This is a genomic window from Brevibacillus centrosporus (assembly GCF_003710815.1).
Taxonomy (GTDB): Bacteria; Bacillota; Bacilli; order Brevibacillales; family Brevibacillaceae; genus Brevibacillus; species Brevibacillus centrosporus.
On record NZ_RHHP01000026.1, the window covers coordinates 44,489 to 62,518 of the forward strand.

General features: G+C 51.4%; 20 protein-coding genes. 7 read left to right on the top strand and 13 right to left on the bottom strand.

The features are described from left to right. Nucleotides 1-94: 94 nt before the first annotated feature. Entirely contained in the window at nt 95-556 is a 462-nt protein-coding gene (locus EDM55_RS20185) for an SRPBCC family protein (RefSeq protein WP_122961221.1), read from the top strand. Nucleotides 557-680: 124 nt separating this feature from the next. Then, nucleotides 681-1,439 (top strand): exodeoxyribonuclease III, encoded by a 759-nt coding sequence (locus EDM55_RS20190; RefSeq protein WP_122961222.1) that lies wholly within the window; start codon nt 681-683, stop codon nt 1,437-1,439. Nucleotides 1,440-1,508: 69 nt separating this feature from the next. On the opposite strand, the gene pckA is transcribed toward EDM55_RS20190, so the two are convergent. The 6 genes from pckA to EDM55_RS20220 form a co-directional block, all read right to left on the bottom strand. Then, the gene (gene pckA / locus EDM55_RS20195) at nt 1,509-3,086 is read right to left on the bottom strand and encodes a phosphoenolpyruvate carboxykinase (ATP) (RefSeq protein ID WP_122961223.1); all 1,578 of its coding nucleotides are present in this window, start codon (nt 3,084-3,086) and stop codon (nt 1,509-1,511) included. Nucleotides 3,087-3,463: 377 nt separating this feature from the next. Beyond that, nucleotides 3,464-4,669, bottom strand: a complete 1,206-nt coding sequence (locus EDM55_RS20200; RefSeq protein ID WP_122961224.1) for an aminotransferase-like domain-containing protein — start codon at nt 4,667-4,669, stop codon at nt 3,464-3,466. Nucleotides 4,670-4,803: 134 nt separating this feature from the next. Beyond that, on the bottom strand, nt 4,804-5,949 hold the full coding sequence (locus EDM55_RS20205; protein ID WP_122961225.1) for a M20 peptidase aminoacylase family protein: 1,146 nt from the start codon (nt 5,947-5,949) through the stop codon (nt 4,804-4,806). 57 nt (nt 5,950-6,006) lie between these two features. Continuing rightward, nucleotides 6,007-6,348, bottom strand: a complete 342-nt coding sequence (locus tag EDM55_RS20210) for an SCP-2 sterol transfer family protein (protein ID WP_092273317.1) — start codon at nt 6,346-6,348, stop codon at nt 6,007-6,009. Nucleotides 6,349-6,520: 172 nt separating this feature from the next. After that, the gene (locus tag EDM55_RS20215) at nt 6,521-6,913 is read right to left on the bottom strand and encodes a VOC family protein (RefSeq protein WP_092273313.1); all 393 of its coding nucleotides are present in this window, start codon (nt 6,911-6,913) and stop codon (nt 6,521-6,523) included. A gap of 28 nt (nt 6,914-6,941) precedes the next feature. Next, nucleotides 6,942-7,376 (bottom strand): hypothetical protein, encoded by a 435-nt coding sequence (locus EDM55_RS20220; RefSeq protein ID WP_092273310.1) that lies wholly within the window; start codon nt 7,374-7,376, stop codon nt 6,942-6,944. Between the two features lie 335 nt (nt 7,377-7,711). Here EDM55_RS20220 and EDM55_RS20225 point away from each other — a divergent pair, with 335 nt between their 5' ends. Continuing rightward, nucleotides 7,712-7,924, top strand: a complete 213-nt coding sequence (locus EDM55_RS20225; RefSeq protein WP_122923598.1) for a hypothetical protein — start codon at nt 7,712-7,714, stop codon at nt 7,922-7,924. A 55-nt stretch (nt 7,925-7,979) separates the two neighbouring features. Here the strand turns inward: EDM55_RS20225 and gcvH are convergent, their stop codons facing one another. From gcvH to EDM55_RS20245, 5 genes are all read right to left on the bottom strand, one after another. Beyond that, entirely contained in the window at nt 7,980-8,360 is a 381-nt protein-coding gene (gene gcvH / locus EDM55_RS20230) for a glycine cleavage system protein GcvH (protein WP_122923599.1), read from the bottom strand. Nucleotides 8,361-8,541: 181 nt separating this feature from the next. Next, entirely contained in the window at nt 8,542-9,747 is a 1,206-nt protein-coding gene (locus EDM55_RS20235; protein WP_122961226.1) for an aminotransferase class I/II-fold pyridoxal phosphate-dependent enzyme, read from the bottom strand. A gap of 2 nt (nt 9,748-9,749) precedes the next feature. Next, on the bottom strand, nt 9,750-10,112 hold the full coding sequence (locus EDM55_RS20240) for an arsenate reductase family protein (protein ID WP_122961227.1): 363 nt from the start codon (nt 10,110-10,112) through the stop codon (nt 9,750-9,752). A 200-nt stretch (nt 10,113-10,312) separates the two neighbouring features. After that, nucleotides 10,313-10,474, bottom strand: coding sequence for a hypothetical protein (locus EDM55_RS30395; RefSeq protein ID WP_170184517.1), 162 nt, complete (start codon nt 10,472-10,474; stop codon nt 10,313-10,315). 52 nt (nt 10,475-10,526) lie between these two features. Continuing rightward, nucleotides 10,527-11,339: a DUF2797 domain-containing protein gene (locus EDM55_RS20245; protein WP_092273295.1), complete on the bottom strand. Its 813-nt coding sequence runs from the start codon at nt 11,337-11,339 to the stop codon at nt 10,527-10,529. A gap of 140 nt (nt 11,340-11,479) precedes the next feature. Between EDM55_RS20245 and EDM55_RS20250 the strand changes: the two genes are divergently transcribed. Further along, nucleotides 11,480-12,181 (top strand): polysaccharide deacetylase family protein, encoded by a 702-nt coding sequence (locus tag EDM55_RS20250; protein WP_122961228.1) that lies wholly within the window; start codon nt 11,480-11,482, stop codon nt 12,179-12,181. 85 nt (nt 12,182-12,266) lie between these two features. On the opposite strand, the gene EDM55_RS20255 is transcribed toward EDM55_RS20250, so the two are convergent. Together EDM55_RS20255 and EDM55_RS20260 are read right to left on the bottom strand one after the other, a co-directional pair. Then, nucleotides 12,267-12,998: an amino acid ABC transporter ATP-binding protein gene (locus EDM55_RS20255; RefSeq protein WP_122961229.1), complete on the bottom strand. Its 732-nt coding sequence runs from the start codon at nt 12,996-12,998 to the stop codon at nt 12,267-12,269. Nucleotides 12,999-13,159: 161 nt separating this feature from the next. Then, entirely contained in the window at nt 13,160-15,079 is a 1,920-nt protein-coding gene (locus tag EDM55_RS20260; RefSeq protein ID WP_122961230.1) for a heavy metal translocating P-type ATPase, read from the bottom strand. A gap of 295 nt (nt 15,080-15,374) precedes the next feature. Between EDM55_RS20260 and sppA the strand changes: the two genes are divergently transcribed. The 3 genes from sppA to EDM55_RS20275 all read left to right on the top strand — a co-directional run bounded on the left by sppA (nt 15,375) and on the right by EDM55_RS20275 (nt 18,013). Then, on the top strand, nt 15,375-16,346 hold the full coding sequence (sppA, locus tag EDM55_RS20265) for a signal peptide peptidase SppA (protein WP_122961231.1): 972 nt from the start codon (nt 15,375-15,377) through the stop codon (nt 16,344-16,346). A gap of 53 nt (nt 16,347-16,399) precedes the next feature. Further along, on the top strand, nt 16,400-16,891 hold the full coding sequence (locus EDM55_RS20270) for an RDD family protein (RefSeq protein WP_122961232.1): 492 nt from the start codon (nt 16,400-16,402) through the stop codon (nt 16,889-16,891). Between the two features lie 117 nt (nt 16,892-17,008). Then, nucleotides 17,009-18,013 (top strand): CAP domain-containing protein, encoded by a 1,005-nt coding sequence (locus EDM55_RS20275; RefSeq protein WP_122961233.1) that lies wholly within the window; start codon nt 17,009-17,011, stop codon nt 18,011-18,013. The last annotated feature ends 17 nt before the right edge of the window (nt 18,014-18,030 follow it).

The window sequence follows — 18,030 nt, forward strand, 5'->3', positions numbered from 1 at the left end:
TCAAGTGGCTTTTTAAAAATTCCCGATATATCTCGCGGCTTGCCACAATACATATAACAGGATGAACCACCACGCGAGAAAGGAGTGAGGAACCTTGCCTCAAGGATTGCATGAGATCGAGCTGGACCTTTCTATCTCCACGATCTGGGAGTTTGTTAGTGTCATGGACAACTGGATTCCGCTCGTGCCCGGCTACATCAGCCATGAGATCATCCATGCCCGTCAATCCACCTGGACCTTTTCGGGAGATATCGGCATCATGAAGAAAAAAATTCAGCTGCAGGTCGATATTACAGATTGGATCCAGCCCACTCTAGTCAGGTTTACCCTCACCGGCTTGAACGAAAACTTTGCCGGTGATGGCTACTTCCAGGCACAGGCGCTGAGTTTGAATCGAACGAAAATGACGGGTTTTCTCGACATTACCGCAAAAGGTGTGAAGGCTCCGATGGTGAACGCCTTCCTGAAGACCTCGATCCCCGAGCTGACACAAGAATTGACAGAAGCTGTTGCCAATCGCATGAAGGAACTGGCCTCGATTCCTCCCCATACGTGACCGCCAATTGCCATGAACCCTCTATTTTGCAGAGGGTTTTTTCCTTTCTCATAACCGCTCCTCCCTGTGTTAGGATAGTAGAAACGGCATCTGCCCAAACCGTAGTAAGGAGAACAAAGCGACTATGAGACTGGTATCATGGAATGTAAACGGATTACGCGCTTGCGTAAACAAAGGCTTCCAAGCGTATTTCTCCCAAATAAATGCGGATATTTTCTGTATCCAGGAAACAAAGCTGCAAGAAGGACAATTTACAGCTGAATGCGGCGAAGAGTACGAGCAGTACTGGAATTACGCTATCAAAAAAGGCTACTCCGGTACGGCTGTCTTTACAAAGGTCAAGCCACTGTCCGTCCGTTATGGTCTGGAAGAAAATCACGAGCCTGAGGGACGTGTCATTACACTGAAGTTTGATTCGTTCTTCCTCGTCAATGTATACACACCCAATGCCAAGCGCGACCTTTCCCGCCTGGATTACCGATTGGAGTGGGAAGATCGTTTCCGTCACTATCTGATGCAGCTCGACACCCAAAAGCCCGTGATCGTCTGCGGCGATCTCAATGTCGCGCACCAGGAAATCGACCTGAAGAATGCGAAATCCAATCGCAACAACTCTGGCTTCACTCCTGAGGAGCGCGGCAAGATGACGCAGCTGCTCGAATCCGGTTTTCTCGACACCTTCCGCTACTTCTACCCGGAGCAGGCAGACGCCTATTCCTGGTGGTCCTATATGGGGAATGTCCGGGAGCGAAATATCGGTTGGCGCATCGACTATTTCCTCGCCTCGAAAAGACTGGCGCCCTCTCTCATCGACGCCAGAATTGACACCGCGATCCTGGGCAGCGATCACTGCCCTGTCATTTTGGAGATGAAAGACCAATAGCTCCATACTCCCCAACACAAAAACGGCTAGACCTCGCGTCTAACCGTTTTTGCTTGTTGCGTTATTTGATTACGCTTTAGGACCTGCTTGTGCGATATCCGTTGCGTTCGGGAATTTCTTTTGGAAGTTCTCAATGAAACGGGAAGCCAGATCAGCTGCCTGTTTATCGTAGTCTTCTTTACTCGCCCACGTATTGCGTGGCTGCAGTACTTCTGCTGGTACGTTCGGGCAAGTGGTTGGTACTTGAACACCAAAGGTAGCGTCTGCCACGTACTCCACTTTTTCCAGATCGCCGTTCAGTGCTGCTGTAACCATAGCGCGAGTATAGGACAGCTTCATACGGCTTCCTACGCCCACTGGTCCACCCGTCCAGCCTGTGTTCACCAGGTATACTTGTACGTCGCGCTCGTCGATTTTCTTGCCGAGCATTTCCGCATATACCACTGGGTGCAGCGGCAGGAATGGAGATCCGAAGCAAGTCGAGAACTCGGTTTGTGGAGCTGTTACACCGCGCTCTGTACCTGCCATTTTACTGGTGTAGCCAGACAGGAAGTGGTACATCGCTTGCTCTTTCGTCAGCTTGGAGATCGGAGGCAATACCCCGAAAGAGTCCGCTGTCAGGAACACGATTACGTTTGGCTGTGCTCCCACACCAGGGATCACCGCTCCGTTAATCATTTCAACAGGGTAAGCTGCACGGGTGTTTTCCGTATATTTTGCACTGTCGTAATTCGCTTTGTGTGTCTCGCTGTCGATATCTACGTTTTCCAGAACGGTACCGAATTGAATCGCGTTCCAGATTTGCGGCTCACCCTCTGCAGAGAGGTTGATGCATTTTGCGTAGCAACCGCCTTCGATGTTGAAAACGCCGTTATCAGACCAGCCGTGCTCGTCGTCACCGATCAGGAAGCGGTTCGGGTCAGCGGACAGAGTCGTTTTCCCAGTACCGGACAGACCGAAGAACAGGGCAACGTCGCCATCTTTGCCTACGTTTGCAGAGCAGTGCATGGACAGTACATTGCGCTCAGGCAGCATGTAGTTCATTACGCTGAAAATCGACTTCTTCATTTCCCCAGCGTACTCGGTACCACCAATCAAAACGGTTTTGTGTTCAAAGCTCAGCACGATGAACGTTTCGGAGTTTGTTCCGTGAACAGCCGGGTTCGCTTTGAAGTTTGGCGCATACACTACGGTGAACTCTGCTTCATGGTTCGCCAGTTCTTCATCGGACGGACGGATGAACAGCTGACGAGCAAACAGATTGTGCCACGCGTATTCGTTCACTACGCGGATCGGCAAGCGGTAAGTCGTATCCGCACCGGCAAAACCGTCAAACACAAACAGCTCTTTTCCTTGCAGGTACTCGAGCACATCTTGCTGCAGACGGAGAAATTTCTCAGAGGAAATTGGTTGGTTAACCGGACCCCAGTTGATTTTATCGTGTACGGAAGCTTCGTCCACCACAAATTTGTCCTTCGGCGAACGGCCTGTAAACTTGCCTGTTAGCGCATTAAGCGCCCCCTTGTCGGTCAAAATCCCTTCGCCACGCTTAACCGCCATTTCTACGAGCTTCGCAACTGGCAGGTTATTATAGACCTTTGCAGCTCCCAAAATGTCAGTAAGCTTATGAACGGTGTTGGTTTCCATGTGTGAACGATCTCCTTCCCAAATGTATATCCATTATGATGACTAACCTTCGACTTCGGTCATTCTATCCGTTAATACGGTCGCTCACCTCGAGAGTGACTCGAAATAAGTTTAATTATTGTTGCTCAATTTGTAATTAGTATATCACATTTAATCAAATAAGCTACATAATTTTATAATCTCTTATGGAGAATGTGTGAATACCACTTCTCCCGCTAGTTTTCCCTTGTCCCCCCAGTTTTCCACACTAGCTCGGCAGTGAATTAATGGTACACAAAAAACCCGATACCAGCAAGGCATCGGGTTCTTGTTCACATAAGCTTCATTTACTTGCCCATTTTTTTGCTTTACCCTGTTTCAGACTTCTCTTCCCCTGATTATCGGAGAGAGTGACTTCTTCTCCATGCCTCATGCAAGGCTGCCACACCCTTTTTAATGGACTCCTCATCACAGTACGTATAGCACAGCCGAGCAAATCGGGTACCGTCCACTCCTTCGAGGTAAAAGTTTTGTCCATCCAAGAAGCTGACTCCACATTCCAATGCGTGCGTCAGCATCTCCGTCGTATTGACCCCTTCCGGAAAACGCACCCACAAGAAAAAGCCGCCATCTGGAACTTGAAAGTCAATCTGATCCCCAAAAACGCGACGCAGCTCGGTTACCATGACATCTCTGCGGCTTCGGTACATCTCGTTGATCCGATTCATGTGAGCGGTGTAATCCATCTTCTGCAGCATTTGCCCCACTACCTCCTGGACAAATACGCTCGTATACCCATCCGACTTAAACAGCTTCATCCTTTCGATCACTTGGCTGTCGGCGATTGCCCAGCCCATGCGCACGCCAGGAGCAATGATTTTCGAGAACGTGCTAATGTAGACAACCCTCTTTGGCGCGAAGCTGTAGACGGAAGGAAGGTATTCGCCCGAAAAGCTCAGATCGACATAGGCGTCATCCTCCAGTATGTAGAAGTTATAGCGCAGCACCAGTTTCGCCAGCTTTTCACGCCGAGCAAAAGACAAGGTAGCTCCTGAGGGATTTTGATAATTGGGCATGATGTAGAGCAGCTTGGGCATTTTACCGCCTGTCTGTTCTGCTTTTTGCAAGGCTGACTCCAGCTCATCCACACACAGACCATCCTCATCAATCGGAAACGACCGAATATTCAATCCATTCGTGATAAAGGAGCGAATCGTCCCGAAGAAGGAAGGCGACTCTACCCACACCTCATCTCCTTCGTCCGTCAGTACGCGAGTCACCATATCGATCGCCTGCATGGAGCCGGTTGTCACGATGAGCTGATCCTCTTCTGGCTTGATGCCGCGCAGCGGGGAGCGCTGGGCGATCCAGGCTTGTACCTGCTTTTGCCCTGGTCCTCCGGTATATTGCAGGGCTCTTGTTCCTTCTAATAATAAGGCGGATTGAGATGCTTCCTGAAAAGCAGCGATCGGAAAAGCCTGTGGTGCGGGAAATCCATAAGCGAATGGCATAATATCAGGATCAGTCTTGGCATAGGCTGCTCCCATGATCGGCAAATCGGGATTTCGTTTCGAGAAAGCGAACTGCTGCGTTACTCTGTTCATTCCTTTCCACCACCTTGTTTTTATCCAATTCCCTAACGCAAACATACCACAAATGAAAGCGGCGAAAGAATACCGAAATCGGCGCTGAAAAAGCCCAGTACCTAAATCGGTACGAGGCTTCTTTTTTTCTCTCTTTACTTCCCTTTAGCAAAAGTCCTAATCACGACATTCGAGAGGATCTCGACCCCTTTTACCAATGCCGACTGGTCAAATTCCATATGCGGATGATGCAGGCCCGGCTTCAAGTCGCAGCCGAATGCAAGCATCGTCGCCTTGATCTGAGGGCGTTCTACGGTGTAGAAATGGAAGTCTTCTGCCCCCGGACTGACAGGCGCTTCTTCCAGCTTATCCTCGCCAAGCACATCGATGATCGCTTCCTCCATCAGCTTTTTCGCCTCATCGTTTACTTCGGCTGCCACCATACGAGAGCCTTGCTGCACCTCGATCGTCGCCCCAAAAGTAGCGGCGGCTCCATCAATCACTTGGCGCACACGGGTAAGCAAATCGTCCATGACTTGATTGGTTTGAGCGCGCAAATCGAGCGCAAATCGCGCTTTGTCCGGGATGATGTTGTAGCTCTCTCCACCTGCCTGGAGCATTGTCATTTTCACGGTCGCCGGCACTCGTGGATCTGTATGTACCTGACTGACTCCTGTTATGATCGCGCTGGCTACCTCGATCGCATTGATTCCCAAATGCGGTCTCGCGCCGTGAGCAGATACACCTGTAATTTCTCCATATAAAAACGTTGCGGCGCCATTGTAGATCGCAGGACCCGCGTAGCCGCCCTTCATCTCCTGGATCGGGCGAAGATGCACGCCGTACAAATAGTCCACATCATCTACGACACCTTTTTCCACCAGCTTGAGGGCGCCAGTCCCTTTTTCCTCCGCAGGCTGGAACAAAATTTTCAACGTCCCCGGGGGGCTATATCCCGAAGCGATCAACGACTCGACTGCTTCCACGATCAGCGTCATATGCGCGTCATGTCCACAGGAATGGTTGGCTCTCCACTCCCCGTCCACTTCCTGCCAGAGCGCGTCAATATCAGTCCGCAAGCCCACCACCGGACTTCCTTCGCCCCATTCCGCAACCAGGCCTGTACAATCATCAAACGTCGTTACACGCAGTCCGAGTCTGTGCATCCGCTCCGCCAGATACTGTGTGGTCTGCACTTCTTTCCAGCTAATCTCAGGATTGTTGTGCAAATGGCGGAATGTTTCGTCAATAGATGACACACGTGCCGTCACCGCCTGCTTCAAAGAAATCGTCGTGGACATACGCGGTTCCTCCTCGAATTCTCTATATTTTTTCTATTATAACACAACAGCCTGCGATCATTTGCTGGTAAGCCGCAAGATCGCATCCAGCTTTAATTGATCGCGCAGCGTTCCTACAAATCTTACGCGCTGCCTGACACTGGCGTATTGCAGAGCATCTCCTGCCAGAAGCATATGGATTTCCTTCTCATTTCCATGCAAGATCAAGTCGGCGGGCACGTCCTCTTTCCACTCCCCGCAAGAAGCGCTTCCTTTGACAAAAGTCATCTGCCACCGGAGCCGGGTATCCACTGCCACAATGCCGATCCGTTTGTCCCATCCTGCTGTCAACAGCCGTACATGAGCCTTCCTTTGCAAACGTTCTGCCACTTCCATCAGCACCCCACTGATTCCGACCATGCTCGCCCACTCCTCTCCCTCCAATGGGTTCGCGGATGGCTTGGTCGAATCCTTTGACGAGGGATGGGAACGCCTGTCGTGTCCTGTCAGCGAGAGCCTCTTTTTCTCGACATGCCGTCGAATCGTTAGAAAAGCCCCCACCCATTTGGGCGGAAGCTCTTGTATACGCATGTTATTCGTCAAATTCGTCCTTATCCAGTCGAACTTCCAGATGATGTCCATCCGGTGTCTCAAAATAGAGATTAAAGCTCGTCGGTCGAGTGATTGGACCCCGATAGCAAATATTCTCCGCTTCCAGTTTGTCAACCAGATAGTCCAATTCGGCGCGGCTCGTTACGGAAAAAGCGATGTGGTCGACTTGCCCCACTCCGCCTTTGCCTTCCCCACCGCTATATGGATGGAGACCAATCCGTGTGTATGTGCCAATTTGAAAGTAGACAGGTGCTCCTTCCACGATATTCTCTTCTGGGATCGGAACTTCCAAAATGTCTTTAAAAAAATGAGCTACCTTCACGACATCGCTGCAATTCAATGCGATGTGATGAACGCCTTTCAAATGAAACATTCACACTGCCTCCCAAGTCAACTTACGGTCACGCGCTTTTCTGCGACATTTGCTTTCTCTTATTGTACTGCTTCAGCCGCTCGCTTAACCTTCTCAGACGGATCATCAGGGCTTCACGCCATTCCTCATCCTTCAATTCTTTGGCGACGCCCAAAAGATCCAGCGAAATATCGATTTGCTGTTTGAGTACATCGGCGAAGCTCGCTGCTTCATCCGTCATGGTACAATTCTCAAACAACTCAGTAGTATTGTCAACACTTACGAAATCAGCAAAGTCCACCTCAGGAGCCTGATCTCCCTGAGCATATTCTACTAGAATTTCATACTCGCCCTCAATAGCGGGATGAACTTCAATTCTGTCACATACAGGACAAAACATGATGGGGACGTTATGCACCAACGTTTTATAATGACGGACAGACCCAACCGATCCTACCATTCCGGCACCACAACAATAACTCATATAGTCTCCCTCCTTCTTCGCCAAACTATGCTTCGTTTGGTCGACACTCTGTCTGTATCAGCAATTGTAGCTTACTCACGGCAGATCTCTCTACCCGCAAAAGATACCAATCGATTGATGGCAAATGTAATGGTTCCCCTATTGTACCTGATTCGCGTCTTACTGACCAATGTTTTCTGACTAGTTTGAAATTATTCCCTGCTCTGCCTAAAGCTTATATTCAGGTTTGATCGAATCGGGAGTGGGGAAATGTCCAATCAACCCGATCTGCCTTCGACCAAATCACCAGCTCGACGAAACAATTGTTTGCCCGTACAGATGGCCTCGGCACGGAAATGAAACAAATCAGCGAGCAGATGGAAACGATTATTGCAGCCATCGATCACATCTCTGCTATTTCCGAACGTTCTGCCGCCAATTCTCAAAATGTTGCTGCGGCCGCAGAGGAACAAAATGCCTCCATGCAGGAAATATCCGCAGCGGCAACCATGCTAGCAACGATGGCGGAAGAAATGAACAATGCCGTTCGCGTGTTCAAGCTGTCGTAATGTCACATAGAAAAAGCCGAGCGATCATGCATCGCCCGGCTTTTTGCCTGTTTGCTTATTCTTTTACCATTGCTTCGTATTTGTCGGCGGTCAGCAGTTTTTCCAGCTCAGCCGCATCAGACAGCTCTACGACGATCATCCAAGCTTTTTCATATGGCGAGGAGTTGACCAGCTCTGGCGCATCTTCCAGTTCACCGTTTACTTCTACAACTTTACCGCTCACTGGAGCGTACAGCTCGGAAACCGTTTTGACGGATTCCACACTGCCAAATGGTTCATCTTGTTGAATCGTCGCGCCTACTTCTGGCAGCTCGACGAATACGATGTCACCCAGCTCTGCCTGAGCAAAAGCAGAAATGCCAATATAAGCTTTGTTTCCTTCTACACGTACCCACTCATGCTCTTCACTGTAACGTAGATCTTTCGGGAATTCCATCGTTTACGTATCCTCCTATCAGGTACTATCCATACCACATACATATTTGACGAACATTCGAGGATTCCTCTTCATTCCTCAAAATTCTGAACAGACGTTTTTTCACAAGGTGTAAGGCCCGTTTCTCCCCTTGAAAATATCGGTCGTGTACTCATTTGTTATTTCCCATAAAATCAGGAATTTATTCGTGCACAGGCGATTTCCGGTTCTGCCTGCTCGTTAATATTCCTGACTGGCGAATGGATTCGGCTGCTTGCTTCAATACGTCCGGTGTCTGTACCAGGGCAATACGAACATACCCTTCACCTTCCACACCGAATGCACTCCCGGGAATCACGACGACTCCCGTCTCTTCCAGAAGGGCAAAAGCAAATTCCCTCGAGGTCCAGCCATCGGGTACTTTTGCCCAGACGAACATGGTCGCTTTCGGCGGCTCAATCTGCCAGCCTGCCTCGGCTAAAGCAGACAGCAGCACATCCCGGCGCTCCTGATAGATCGGTCCCACCGCATTCGCACCACCCGATTTTCGGTCCGCGCGCAATGCTTCTACCGCCATTTGCTGAACGGGTAAAAAGACACCGTAATCGACATTGGACTTCACGACTGCGAGCGGCTTGATGATATCCGCATTTCCTACGACGTACGCAATCCGGCAGCCTGCCATATTAAAGCTTTTGGAAAAGGAGTTAAACTCGATTCCTACCTCTTTGGCACCCGAAGCCTGCAAAAAGCTCGGCGGCTTGTATCCGTCAAACGCCATCTCGGAATACGCCAGATCGTGTACGACGATGATGTCATGACGCTTCGCAAAAGCTACTACCTCTTCAAAGAAGGAGAGGGTCGCTACAGCAGACACTGGATTGTTCGGATAGTTCAGGATCATGAACTTCGCCTGCTTCGCCACATCTGCCGGAATGGCATTCAGGTCGGGAAGGAAGCCGTTTTCCCCTCGAAGGGGCATGGGGTACGGAACTGCGCCCGCTAAATGAACGCTGCCCTCATAGATGGGGTAGCCTGGATCGGGTACCAGCACCAGATCTCCTGGGTCTGACCAAGCCAGAGCAAAGTGGGCCAAGCCGTCCTGGGAGCCCATCAGAGAGTGGACCTCTGTTTGCGGATCGAGCTCCACCTCAAAACGGAATTGGTACCAGCGAGCCACCTCCTCGCGAAACGCAGCCGTTCCCTCACTCAGTGCATAGCCAAACGCGCCTGGCTGCTGAACCGCTTCCACCAGCGTTTCCAGCAAGTGGGACTCCGGCTGCTGATCGGGACTTCCGATGCTTAAATCGTAGACCTTTCTCTTTTGGGCCACTTCCCGTTTGCGTGCAGCCATTTCCGAGAAAATAGCCGCAGATAGATAAGCAAGGCGTTTGGAGGGCTGACGCATAGTTATTTGCCTCCCCACGCTTTTTCCAGTTCTTCTGCCTTAAAGCCAAGTGTCACTGTCTCATCGTTTGTAATCAGCGGGCGCTTGATCAGCTTGCCGTTGGACGCCAGCAGCTCGAGCATTTCTTCATCTGACATGGTTGGCAGCTTGTCTTTTAGCCCCAGCTCACGGTATTGCACTCCGCTCACGTTGAACAATTTCCGCAAATCCAGTCCGCTCGCTTTCCAGATACGGCGCAGCTCTTCTTTCGACGGCGGCGCATCCACGATCGGAATTTCCTCGAACCCTACACCTTCATCCTGCAGCCATTTCTTCGCTTTGCGGCAGGTGTCGCATTTGTTGTACAGATAGGCTTTTATCGCCATGAAGATTCACCTCGGTCATTTGTGTGGATTGCTTGTATGAAGCTCTTTATCGCTAGCATACCATTGCGCCTGCCACCTGTGCAGCCGCCCATTCGAAAACGTAAGCCACTCATCCCTTTTATTCGCACAAAAAACGACAGCCATCCTTACTCTCTGGCTGCCGTTTCCCTAGTTGCTATGCCTGTCGTTTTGCCGCTTTCCTACTGCTGAGCCTGATCGGAGTCCTCGTCCGCTGGATTGACCTGCCACGTCTGGGCGAGTGGCGAAAAAGGGACTCCCAGCTGGGTGGCGTCCTCTCTTTCGACTGCCTCGGCGAGTGTTCCGGTCAATGGCTCTGTATATTCGATATGTTCATCCCTCATGGCCTTCTCTCCTCCCTGCTGTTGCTTTTCAGTTTGAGGAGTTTGCGTGACTTTATGCAGAGGGAGTTGCTGTAATCTCTACCTGATAGCCTGCGTGCTTGCGCGTTTGAAACACACCGTTGTCAAAAATCAGGTACTGTGCTTTGACGCCAATCAGGCGGCCACCGAGCTTCTCTTCTTTGTCCAGTGTTTTGGAATTGATTTTGTCCAACGATTCCAAAATCGGATAAGTGATATCCACCCATTCGTCCTCGCGATACTGGAAAGGCTTGAACTCGTCAGGGAAATGGCTGTATACCTCGTCGCGCATCGCGAGCAGGTCGATCTCCTTGACGTCGCCCTTGAGCATTTTTCGCCAGTTGGTCTTGTCCGGCAAGTATTGGCTGAGATGAAACTCCAGCTGTCCTGCCATGCGGCGTGTAGGTACTTCCGCAATCGGAATCGCCCGGATCGCCCCCTGATCCACCCAGCGCTTCAGCTGGTTGTGCTTGCGGGTTAAGCCCACCTTCATATCGCTGGAAACCGCCAGATAGACCAAATGGGGAATCATGCAGTACGTTTCGCCGAAGCTTTCATCCCGGCAGGTCCCCAAGTCAAAATGACATTCGTGCGGTTTGACGATGCACAGGTCATTTTCCGGCAGTTTGGTGAAACAGGGGTAGCAATACCCGCTGTTAAAGGTCTTGTTGGTTTTTCGGCCACAGGCGATGCAGTTCTTTTCGCCTAAAAATGTAATCGACAGCTCGCTACCCAGCCATTCGTTCAATGGCATGCGCTCCTCGCCAATTTGCAAATAGTAGTCAACAGGCTTGTCCTTCCCGTGATACTCGTGGGTGAGTCCATGTAAAATACCGCGGAGTTCCACCGAATTCTCTCCTCTCCTATGTACGGTCAACTCATTCTACCATATCCCCTCCCCCTGCTGGACGCTGTTTTCTTTTGGCAGCATGTTTTCCCTGCAGGGGGTGAACCTAAAGCCATATCTGAACGAAGGAGGCGATCGTCATGCGCCATCGCGCGATCTACGTTTGTCTCGTCGCCTGCCTTCTTGGCTGGGGCATCATGCCTGTCTGGGCGGGCGCTTCTACTCCGTTTTACGAACCGATCCACCGGATACACACGCAGAAAAAGGTCGTTGCGCTTACGTTTGATGACGGCCCTGATGCGAAGTACACGCCGAAAATCCTGGAAGTGCTCCATCAGAACAACATACGTGCTACCTTTTTTGTGCTAGGCTCTCAGGTGGATAAGCATCCTCGGGTCATGCAATGGATTTACAAAGCTGGACACGAGATCGGGAATCACGGCTACCATCATTTGGATCTGAACAAGCTGACCGAGCATGAGGTCTACGAAGACATCAGGCACGGTGAGCGCTCGATCTTGAGGACGACAGGCATTCTTGCGCAGTACTACCGACCTCCTGGAGGTGTCATGACGCATGACGTGATGAACGCTGTCCAGTCCAGCGGCTACGATATCATTCACTGGTCCGTTGACCCACGGGATTGGTCCCTCGCCCGAACCGCTTCCGTCATCGCGAAAAGTGTAAAGAGCAACGTCTCCCCTGGCGATATCATCCTCTTTCATGACGGCGGCCTGAACCAGCGTCAGACTGTAGCAGCCCTGCAAGAGCTCATTACGGATTTGCGCTCACAGGGATATCGGTTTGTCACCGTCAGCCAGCTGCTGGATGCAGCCAAATGAGCACGACGCCTAGTCAGTAGAAAAGCACCAGCGCTCACTCGATAACGAGGCGTCTGGTGCCTTCTGTTTTCCTAACAGCTGCCGGTCATTTCACCAGGACCTTTCCTAAGAACGAACGCAGGCGCTCGTTTTGCGTGTCATCGAAAATTTCCTTTGGCTTGCCTTCTGCCATAATAATTCCCTGATCCATAAAGATGACGCGGTCGCCCACCTCTCGTGCGAAGCCCATTTCATGCGTCACGACGATCATGGTCATTCCTTCCTTGGCAAGATCCTTCATGACCGCCAGTACCTCTCCAACCAATTCCGGATCGAGGGCAGAGGTCGGCTCGTCGAACAGCATGACTTTTGGATTCATTGCCAAGGCCCTTGCGATTGCCACGCGCTGCATTTGCCCGCCTGATAGTTTGTCCGGGTAGACGTCAGCTTTGTCTTTTAGCCCTACTTTATTCAGCAGCGCAAGTCCGCGCTCACGTGCCTGCTCCTGAGGGATTTTCCGTACCTTGACTGGCGCGAGCATGACGTTTTCCAGAACGGTCTTATGAGGGAACAGATTGAAGCGCTGAAAAACCATTCCCACATCTTCCCGCACTTTATTGATATCTACCTTGGGGTCATTCAAATCGTGGCCATTGATGACGATTCGGCCACTTGTCGATGCCTCCAGCTGGTTTAGACAGCGCAAAAACGTGCTCTTCCCCGATCCGGAAGGCCCGATGACACAGACTACTTCCCGCTCAGCGACCTGTGTCGTAATGCCCTTTAGGACCTGTAAGTCCCCATAGTTTTTTTTCAGATCCGTTACTTGAATGATCACGTCTGGACCCCCTATATCCGTCTATTCACTATCGCTCGTTCTTATAGTTTACCTTAATAGTAGAAAAATTGCATGAATTTCGAACATGCCCTCTTGCGAAAAAGACCGGGCAGCCCATAAACGGTGTCCGGTCCTCTTCCTTTTGGCAAAAGCAGCTTGGATCAGCCTTTGGACGTCCCTAGATCACAGAACCCTTTTGCACAAGTGCACGATTCGCAGGAGCTGTGCGCTGGCGGTGTCGTCCGCTTTTGTTTGTTCTGAGTCGATAGATAATGCAGCAGGCGAGCTGAGTTGAGCACGACCAGCACAGAGGTTGCATTGTGCACGAATGCCCCTCCGACCGGCCCCAATATTCCGAGCATCGCGAGTCCGACCGCCGCCAGATTGATCGTGCTGGAAACAATCAGGTTTTCCCGAATGACCTGTAGTGTTTTGCGCCCCAGCTTTACGGCATCCGCCACCTTGGAAATATCATCGGTCATGATGACGATATCCGCCGCTTCGGCTGCGATCTGCGTCCCCCCTGCCCCCATGGCGATGCCGACGTGGGCAGATGTCAATGCGGGTGCATCGTTAATGCCGTCCCCGACCATCCCGACGATCAGCCCCTGCTTCCGATATTCCTCCACGCGCTGATACTTGGCTTCGGGGAATTGCTCGGCGAAAACAGTGGTTACCCCGGCTTGGCGGGCAATATGCGTGGCTGCTCCCTGGTTATCGCCGGTCAGCATGGCGATTTCCCCAACTCCGTGCAGGCGAAGCAGCCCCACCGTTTCACGCGACTCTATGCGAACTCGGTCTGCCAGCGACACCATCCCGACCAGCTTGCCTTCGCTCGCTACGAAAACGGCGGTTTGGCCCGTTTTTTCCTGCTCTTCCTGCAGCTGTCGCAGCTCATCGGTGGAAACACCCATTTCCGCAAAGAAGCGCCGGTTCCCTACGAGCACTTCCTTGCCTTCGATACGTCCGGAAACGCCATTACCCGGATGCACCAGAAACGATTCTACCTCAGGCAGCTCCAAACGCTGTGCCTCGCCGGCAGCAACGATGGCTTGTGCCAAAGGATGCTCGGAATGACGCTCCAGTGCAGCAGCTACGCGCAGGACGTCCTCTTGTCTTACGCTGCGCAGCCGAGCGACACCTGTGACTTGGAGTTTGCCTTCCGTGAGAGTCCCGGTCTTGTCGAGCAACAGGGCGTTGACCAAACCGATCTGTTCCAGTGCTACCCCACTTTTGATCAAAATGCCGTGCTTGGCGGCGCTGCCGATCCCAGCCATGATAGCCGTAGGCGTGGCAAGCACGAGCGCACACGGGCAAAAGACGATCAGAATCGTCACAGCCCGAACCATATCTCCGGTAAGGAAGAACATCAAAGCAGCAAGTGCGAGACTGCTCGGCACGATCCACGCTGCCCATTTATCCAGCAAACGCTGTACAGGCGCTTTACGCTCCATCGCTTCTGCTACCAGTCGCGTCACTTTGGCAAACGCGGTTTCCTCCCCGACCCGCTGCGCCACTACTTCGATCGAACCATTTGTATTGATCGTACCCATGAATACTTCGTCGCCCAATCGTTTTTCGACCGGCAGCGATTCTCCCGTAAGTGCTGCCTGATTGACAGCAGCCTGACCGCTCGCCACAATCCCATCTACAGGGACCTTCTCCCCTGGCTTCACTAGGATCAAATCACCGCGAGCAACCTGTTCCAGCACCACCTCTACCCATTCATCCTGCCGTTTGATTCTCGCTGTTTGCGGAGCCATCTGCACCATCTCTTCCAGCGCAGAGGCTGCCTTTGCCACCGTCCGATTTTCCAGCCACATCCCCAGCATCATGATCAGTGCCACTTCTCCAGCAGCAAAAATTTCACCGATGGCTACAGCAGCGACGATCGCGATCGTCACCAGCACATCGCTATTGATCGTCTTTTCGATAAACAGCTCTTTTAGCGCTGCCCAGGCAATCGGAAGCCCGCACAGTAACACGGCCAACCAGGAAGTGTCCAGCCCTCCTATCTCTCCATACAGCCAGCTGACTAACAGTCCTGCACCTGACACGATCATTGCCGTCTTTTGCAGCATGCGGCTCATCTCCCTTTTTCTATCGTCTTTTCCATTTCGGGCATTCGTTGTTGAGAAAGAGAATCAGACTTATTTCCCCCGTAAAAACAGTGGAAGCTGCTGCCCGAAGGCAACAGCATCCTAATTGATAATGATTATCCCTATCTTTACCTAGGCGAATTTTTTTGCCTGAAGGAAATAATTTTATAATTATTCTAATTTAGTATCTTCCCTTCGTCAATCCCATTTTTTCCAACTGGCTTCTGATGCGTAACTCGTCTGTTTGCTGCTCATGCTAAAGAACGAGGTGGTTTTCATGCAACGAAAAAAATGGGTGGCCCTACTGATTGTCCTAGTTGTATTTGCAGCAGGACTCTGTGTGGAATTCGTGTCGGGAGCGTACGATGAATTGGCGGAAAGTCCGGGCTTTTCCTGGGATGAAAATATCGTATCCGGGTCGGGTACGGACAAAATCGTCCAGCTGTTTGTGACCGGTGTCATCTCAGGCGAACAAAACGCGACCGGGATGCCGTCCATGAGCGAGCTTCTTTCCGAGCAGCTGCGGCGTGTAGAAGAAGACGAAAACGTCAAAGCTCTGGTGCTGCGAATCGATAGTCCCGGCGGAGAAGTCGTCTCGACCGATGAGCTGCATACTCGCATCTTGCATCTCAAGCAATTGCGCCATATTCCTGTCGTCGTAAGCATGGGTTCGACTGCAGCCTCCGGGGGCTATTATTTGGCTACAACCGGTGACAGCATTTTTGCCAATCCCAATACTTTGACCGGAAGTCTCGGTGTTATTTTCAACCTCTTCAACTACAGTGACGCAGCCAAAAAGCTCGGTGTACATCAGTTTGCCATCAAAAGCGGTCGTTTCAAGGACATCGGAAGTCCTTCCCGTCCGCTCACGGACCCCGAGCGGCAAATCTTTCAGACACTGGTCAACGAAAGCTACAACAAGTTCGTGTTCGTGGACGTGATTGTCAAGGGACGCAACCTCTCCCGTCAACGCGTCCTGGAAATCGCAGATGGACGCGTCTATTCCGGCGAACAGGCAAAAAGGCTGGGTCTCATTGACCAATTTGGTGATCTGGAGGAAGCTACGCGCTATGCGTTATCGCTCTCTGGCTCGCCCGAAGCTATGGTGGTTCGTTATACCGACCAGCTGTCGATCAGCAAGCTGCTGCTGAGCATGAAGCAGTACTGGTCCAATCCAGATCCGCTGGGATTAACACGCGTGCTGGAGCGAAACGGCTCTCCCAAGCTGCTGTATCAATTCATGCCTTAAGCTTTCAAGCGTGCACAGACTGTATACACACAAGTAAAGGGAGGTGCTCTGTCATGAAGGAAACATCCTTTGACTATCAACCCGTTGTGATCTCACAGACCGATCATCAGACTGAATCTCCTATCGTCCATGACTATGCGGGTTTTTGGATTCGGGTGGCGGCTACTCTGCTGGACTCCCTTTTCCTTGTGGGACTCAACATGCTGGTCTTCAATCCGCTCCGCAGGGCCTTTGGTGTATCCGACGCCTTTTTTTCCATGATTGACCTGACCGAAATCATCATCGATCTCCTGTATATGATTCTGTTGACCTGGTGGACAGGCCAGACGCTGGGCAAAGTCATCCTAGGCATTCGGGTGATCAACGCTCGCCAGACAAGAGGGAATCTGGGACTTGGGCAGGTTTTCCTGCGTGAGGTCATCGGCAAATTTCTTTCGTCTCTTCCCTTTTCACTCGGGTATATGTGGGTGGGCTGGAACCAACGGAAGCAAGGCTGGCACGACCTGCTGGCCAAAACCTTTGTAATCCGGGAACGCCGTATGTGAAAGGGGCCAGGGTCTTATTAAGCGACTGGACAAACCAATCTTTCTCCCTATTGTCGGACGGTACCTTGACCGCCTACAATTACCTCCATGGCAATGCCAACTCGAGGAGGGAGCATGATGCGCAAATTACGTACGTCCAGTATCCTCGCCGTGAGCCTTTCTATCGCTCTATTCGGCCCTCTGCTGCCAGTCCATACTGTGACTGCAACGCCCGTCGCAACGGCTGTTGCCAGTACGATGAGCGTCTACGGTATCCAGCTGGGGATGAGCAGCGCTCAGGTAGCGAAGATCCTGGGGAATCCCGTCCGCAAAGATCCAAGTACGACCGGAGTCGAATGGTGGATCTACAATAAAGATCTTCGTCACTACATCCAAGTAGGAATGCAAAAAGACAAGGTCGTGACTTTGTTCTCCAACGGCCTTCAGGTCAATCTCAAAGGGATCGGCATCGGAGCTGGCACAGATGCTTTGCAAAAGGCATGGGGTGCCCCAAAAAGCTCGTTGGATATTACCCCTACTCTGAAAATTAACAACAACACAATCAGTCATCCTTCCTATGCGCAAAACAATCAAATCGTGACCTTTTCGATCGATCAACTGGGAGGCAATAAGGTCGCAGGTGTGCGAATCTCTACCCCGGAGCATTTCTCCACCATTGCCATGGAGTTGATGTATCCGATTGCGTACAAGGCACTCCCTACTCAGCCTGTATTGACGGACGAGCAGCGCAAGCAAGCGGCACGCGGCGTTGAAAAGGAAAATTTCGACTTACTCAACATCGCCAGATCCAGAGCCAATCTGCCGTTGCTTACCTGGGACGAAAGCGTGGCAGCAGTCGCTCGTGCTCACAGCCTGGATATGGTACAGAACAACTATTTCAATCATGTGTCCCCCAAGACCGGTAGTCCATTTGATCGACTGAAGCGTGCAGGCATTTCGTTTGGCTACGCCGGGGAGAACATCGCATACGGACAACTGGACGGCATCGAAGTCCATATGGGCTGGATGAACTCTGCCGGACATCGTCAAAATTTGCTGAATCCTCATTTCAAGCAGCTGGGAGTCGGCATCTCCTACAAGGGGACACAGCCCTTCTACACGCAAAACTTTGTATCCAGATAAAAGGTCCTACCAAAAGA

What these genes read in the sequence shown, in the direction of transcription:
- EDM55_RS20190 (WP_122961222.1), top strand. Translation starts at nt 681, where the DNA reads ATGAGACTGGTATCATGGAATGTAAACGGATTACGCGCTTGCGTAAAC.
- pckA (WP_122961223.1), bottom strand. Translation starts at nt 3,086, where the DNA reads ATGGAAACCAACACCGTTCATAAGCTTACTGACATTTTGGGAGCTGCA.
- EDM55_RS20200 (WP_122961224.1), bottom strand. Translation starts at nt 4,669, where the DNA reads ATGAACAGAGTAACGCAGCAGTTCGCTTTCTCGAAACGAAATCCCGAT.
- EDM55_RS20205 (WP_122961225.1), bottom strand. Translation starts at nt 5,949, where the DNA reads ATGTCCACGACGATTTCTTTGAAGCAGGCGGTGACGGCACGTGTGTCA.
- EDM55_RS20210 (WP_092273317.1), bottom strand. Translation starts at nt 6,348, where the DNA reads ATGGTCGGAATCAGTGGGGTGCTGATGGAAGTGGCAGAACGTTTGCAA.
- EDM55_RS20215 (WP_092273313.1), bottom strand. Translation starts at nt 6,913, where the DNA reads ATGTTTCATTTGAAAGGCGTTCATCACATCGCATTGAATTGCAGCGAT.
- EDM55_RS20220 (WP_092273310.1), bottom strand. Translation starts at nt 7,376, where the DNA reads ATGAGTTATTGTTGTGGTGCCGGAATGGTAGGATCGGTTGGGTCTGTC.
- EDM55_RS20225 (WP_122923598.1), top strand. Translation starts at nt 7,712, where the DNA reads ATGAAACAAATCAGCGAGCAGATGGAAACGATTATTGCAGCCATCGAT.
- gcvH (WP_122923599.1), bottom strand. Translation starts at nt 8,360, where the DNA reads ATGGAATTCCCGAAAGATCTACGTTACAGTGAAGAGCATGAGTGGGTA.
- EDM55_RS20235 (WP_122961226.1), bottom strand. Translation starts at nt 9,747, where the DNA reads ATGCGTCAGCCCTCCAAACGCCTTGCTTATCTATCTGCGGCTATTTTC.
- EDM55_RS20240 (WP_122961227.1), bottom strand. Translation starts at nt 10,112, where the DNA reads ATGGCGATAAAAGCCTATCTGTACAACAAATGCGACACCTGCCGCAAA.
- EDM55_RS30395 (WP_170184517.1), bottom strand. Translation starts at nt 10,474, where the DNA reads ATGAGGGATGAACATATCGAATATACAGAGCCATTGACCGGAACACTC.
- EDM55_RS20250 (WP_122961228.1), top strand. Translation starts at nt 11,480, where the DNA reads ATGCGCCATCGCGCGATCTACGTTTGTCTCGTCGCCTGCCTTCTTGGC.
- EDM55_RS20260 (WP_122961230.1), bottom strand. Translation starts at nt 15,079, where the DNA reads ATGCTGCAAAAGACGGCAATGATCGTGTCAGGTGCAGGACTGTTAGTC.
- sppA (WP_122961231.1), top strand. Translation starts at nt 15,375, where the DNA reads ATGCAACGAAAAAAATGGGTGGCCCTACTGATTGTCCTAGTTGTATTT.
- EDM55_RS20270 (WP_122961232.1), top strand. Translation starts at nt 16,400, where the DNA reads ATGAAGGAAACATCCTTTGACTATCAACCCGTTGTGATCTCACAGACC.
- EDM55_RS20275 (WP_122961233.1), top strand. Translation starts at nt 17,009, where the DNA reads ATGCGCAAATTACGTACGTCCAGTATCCTCGCCGTGAGCCTTTCTATC.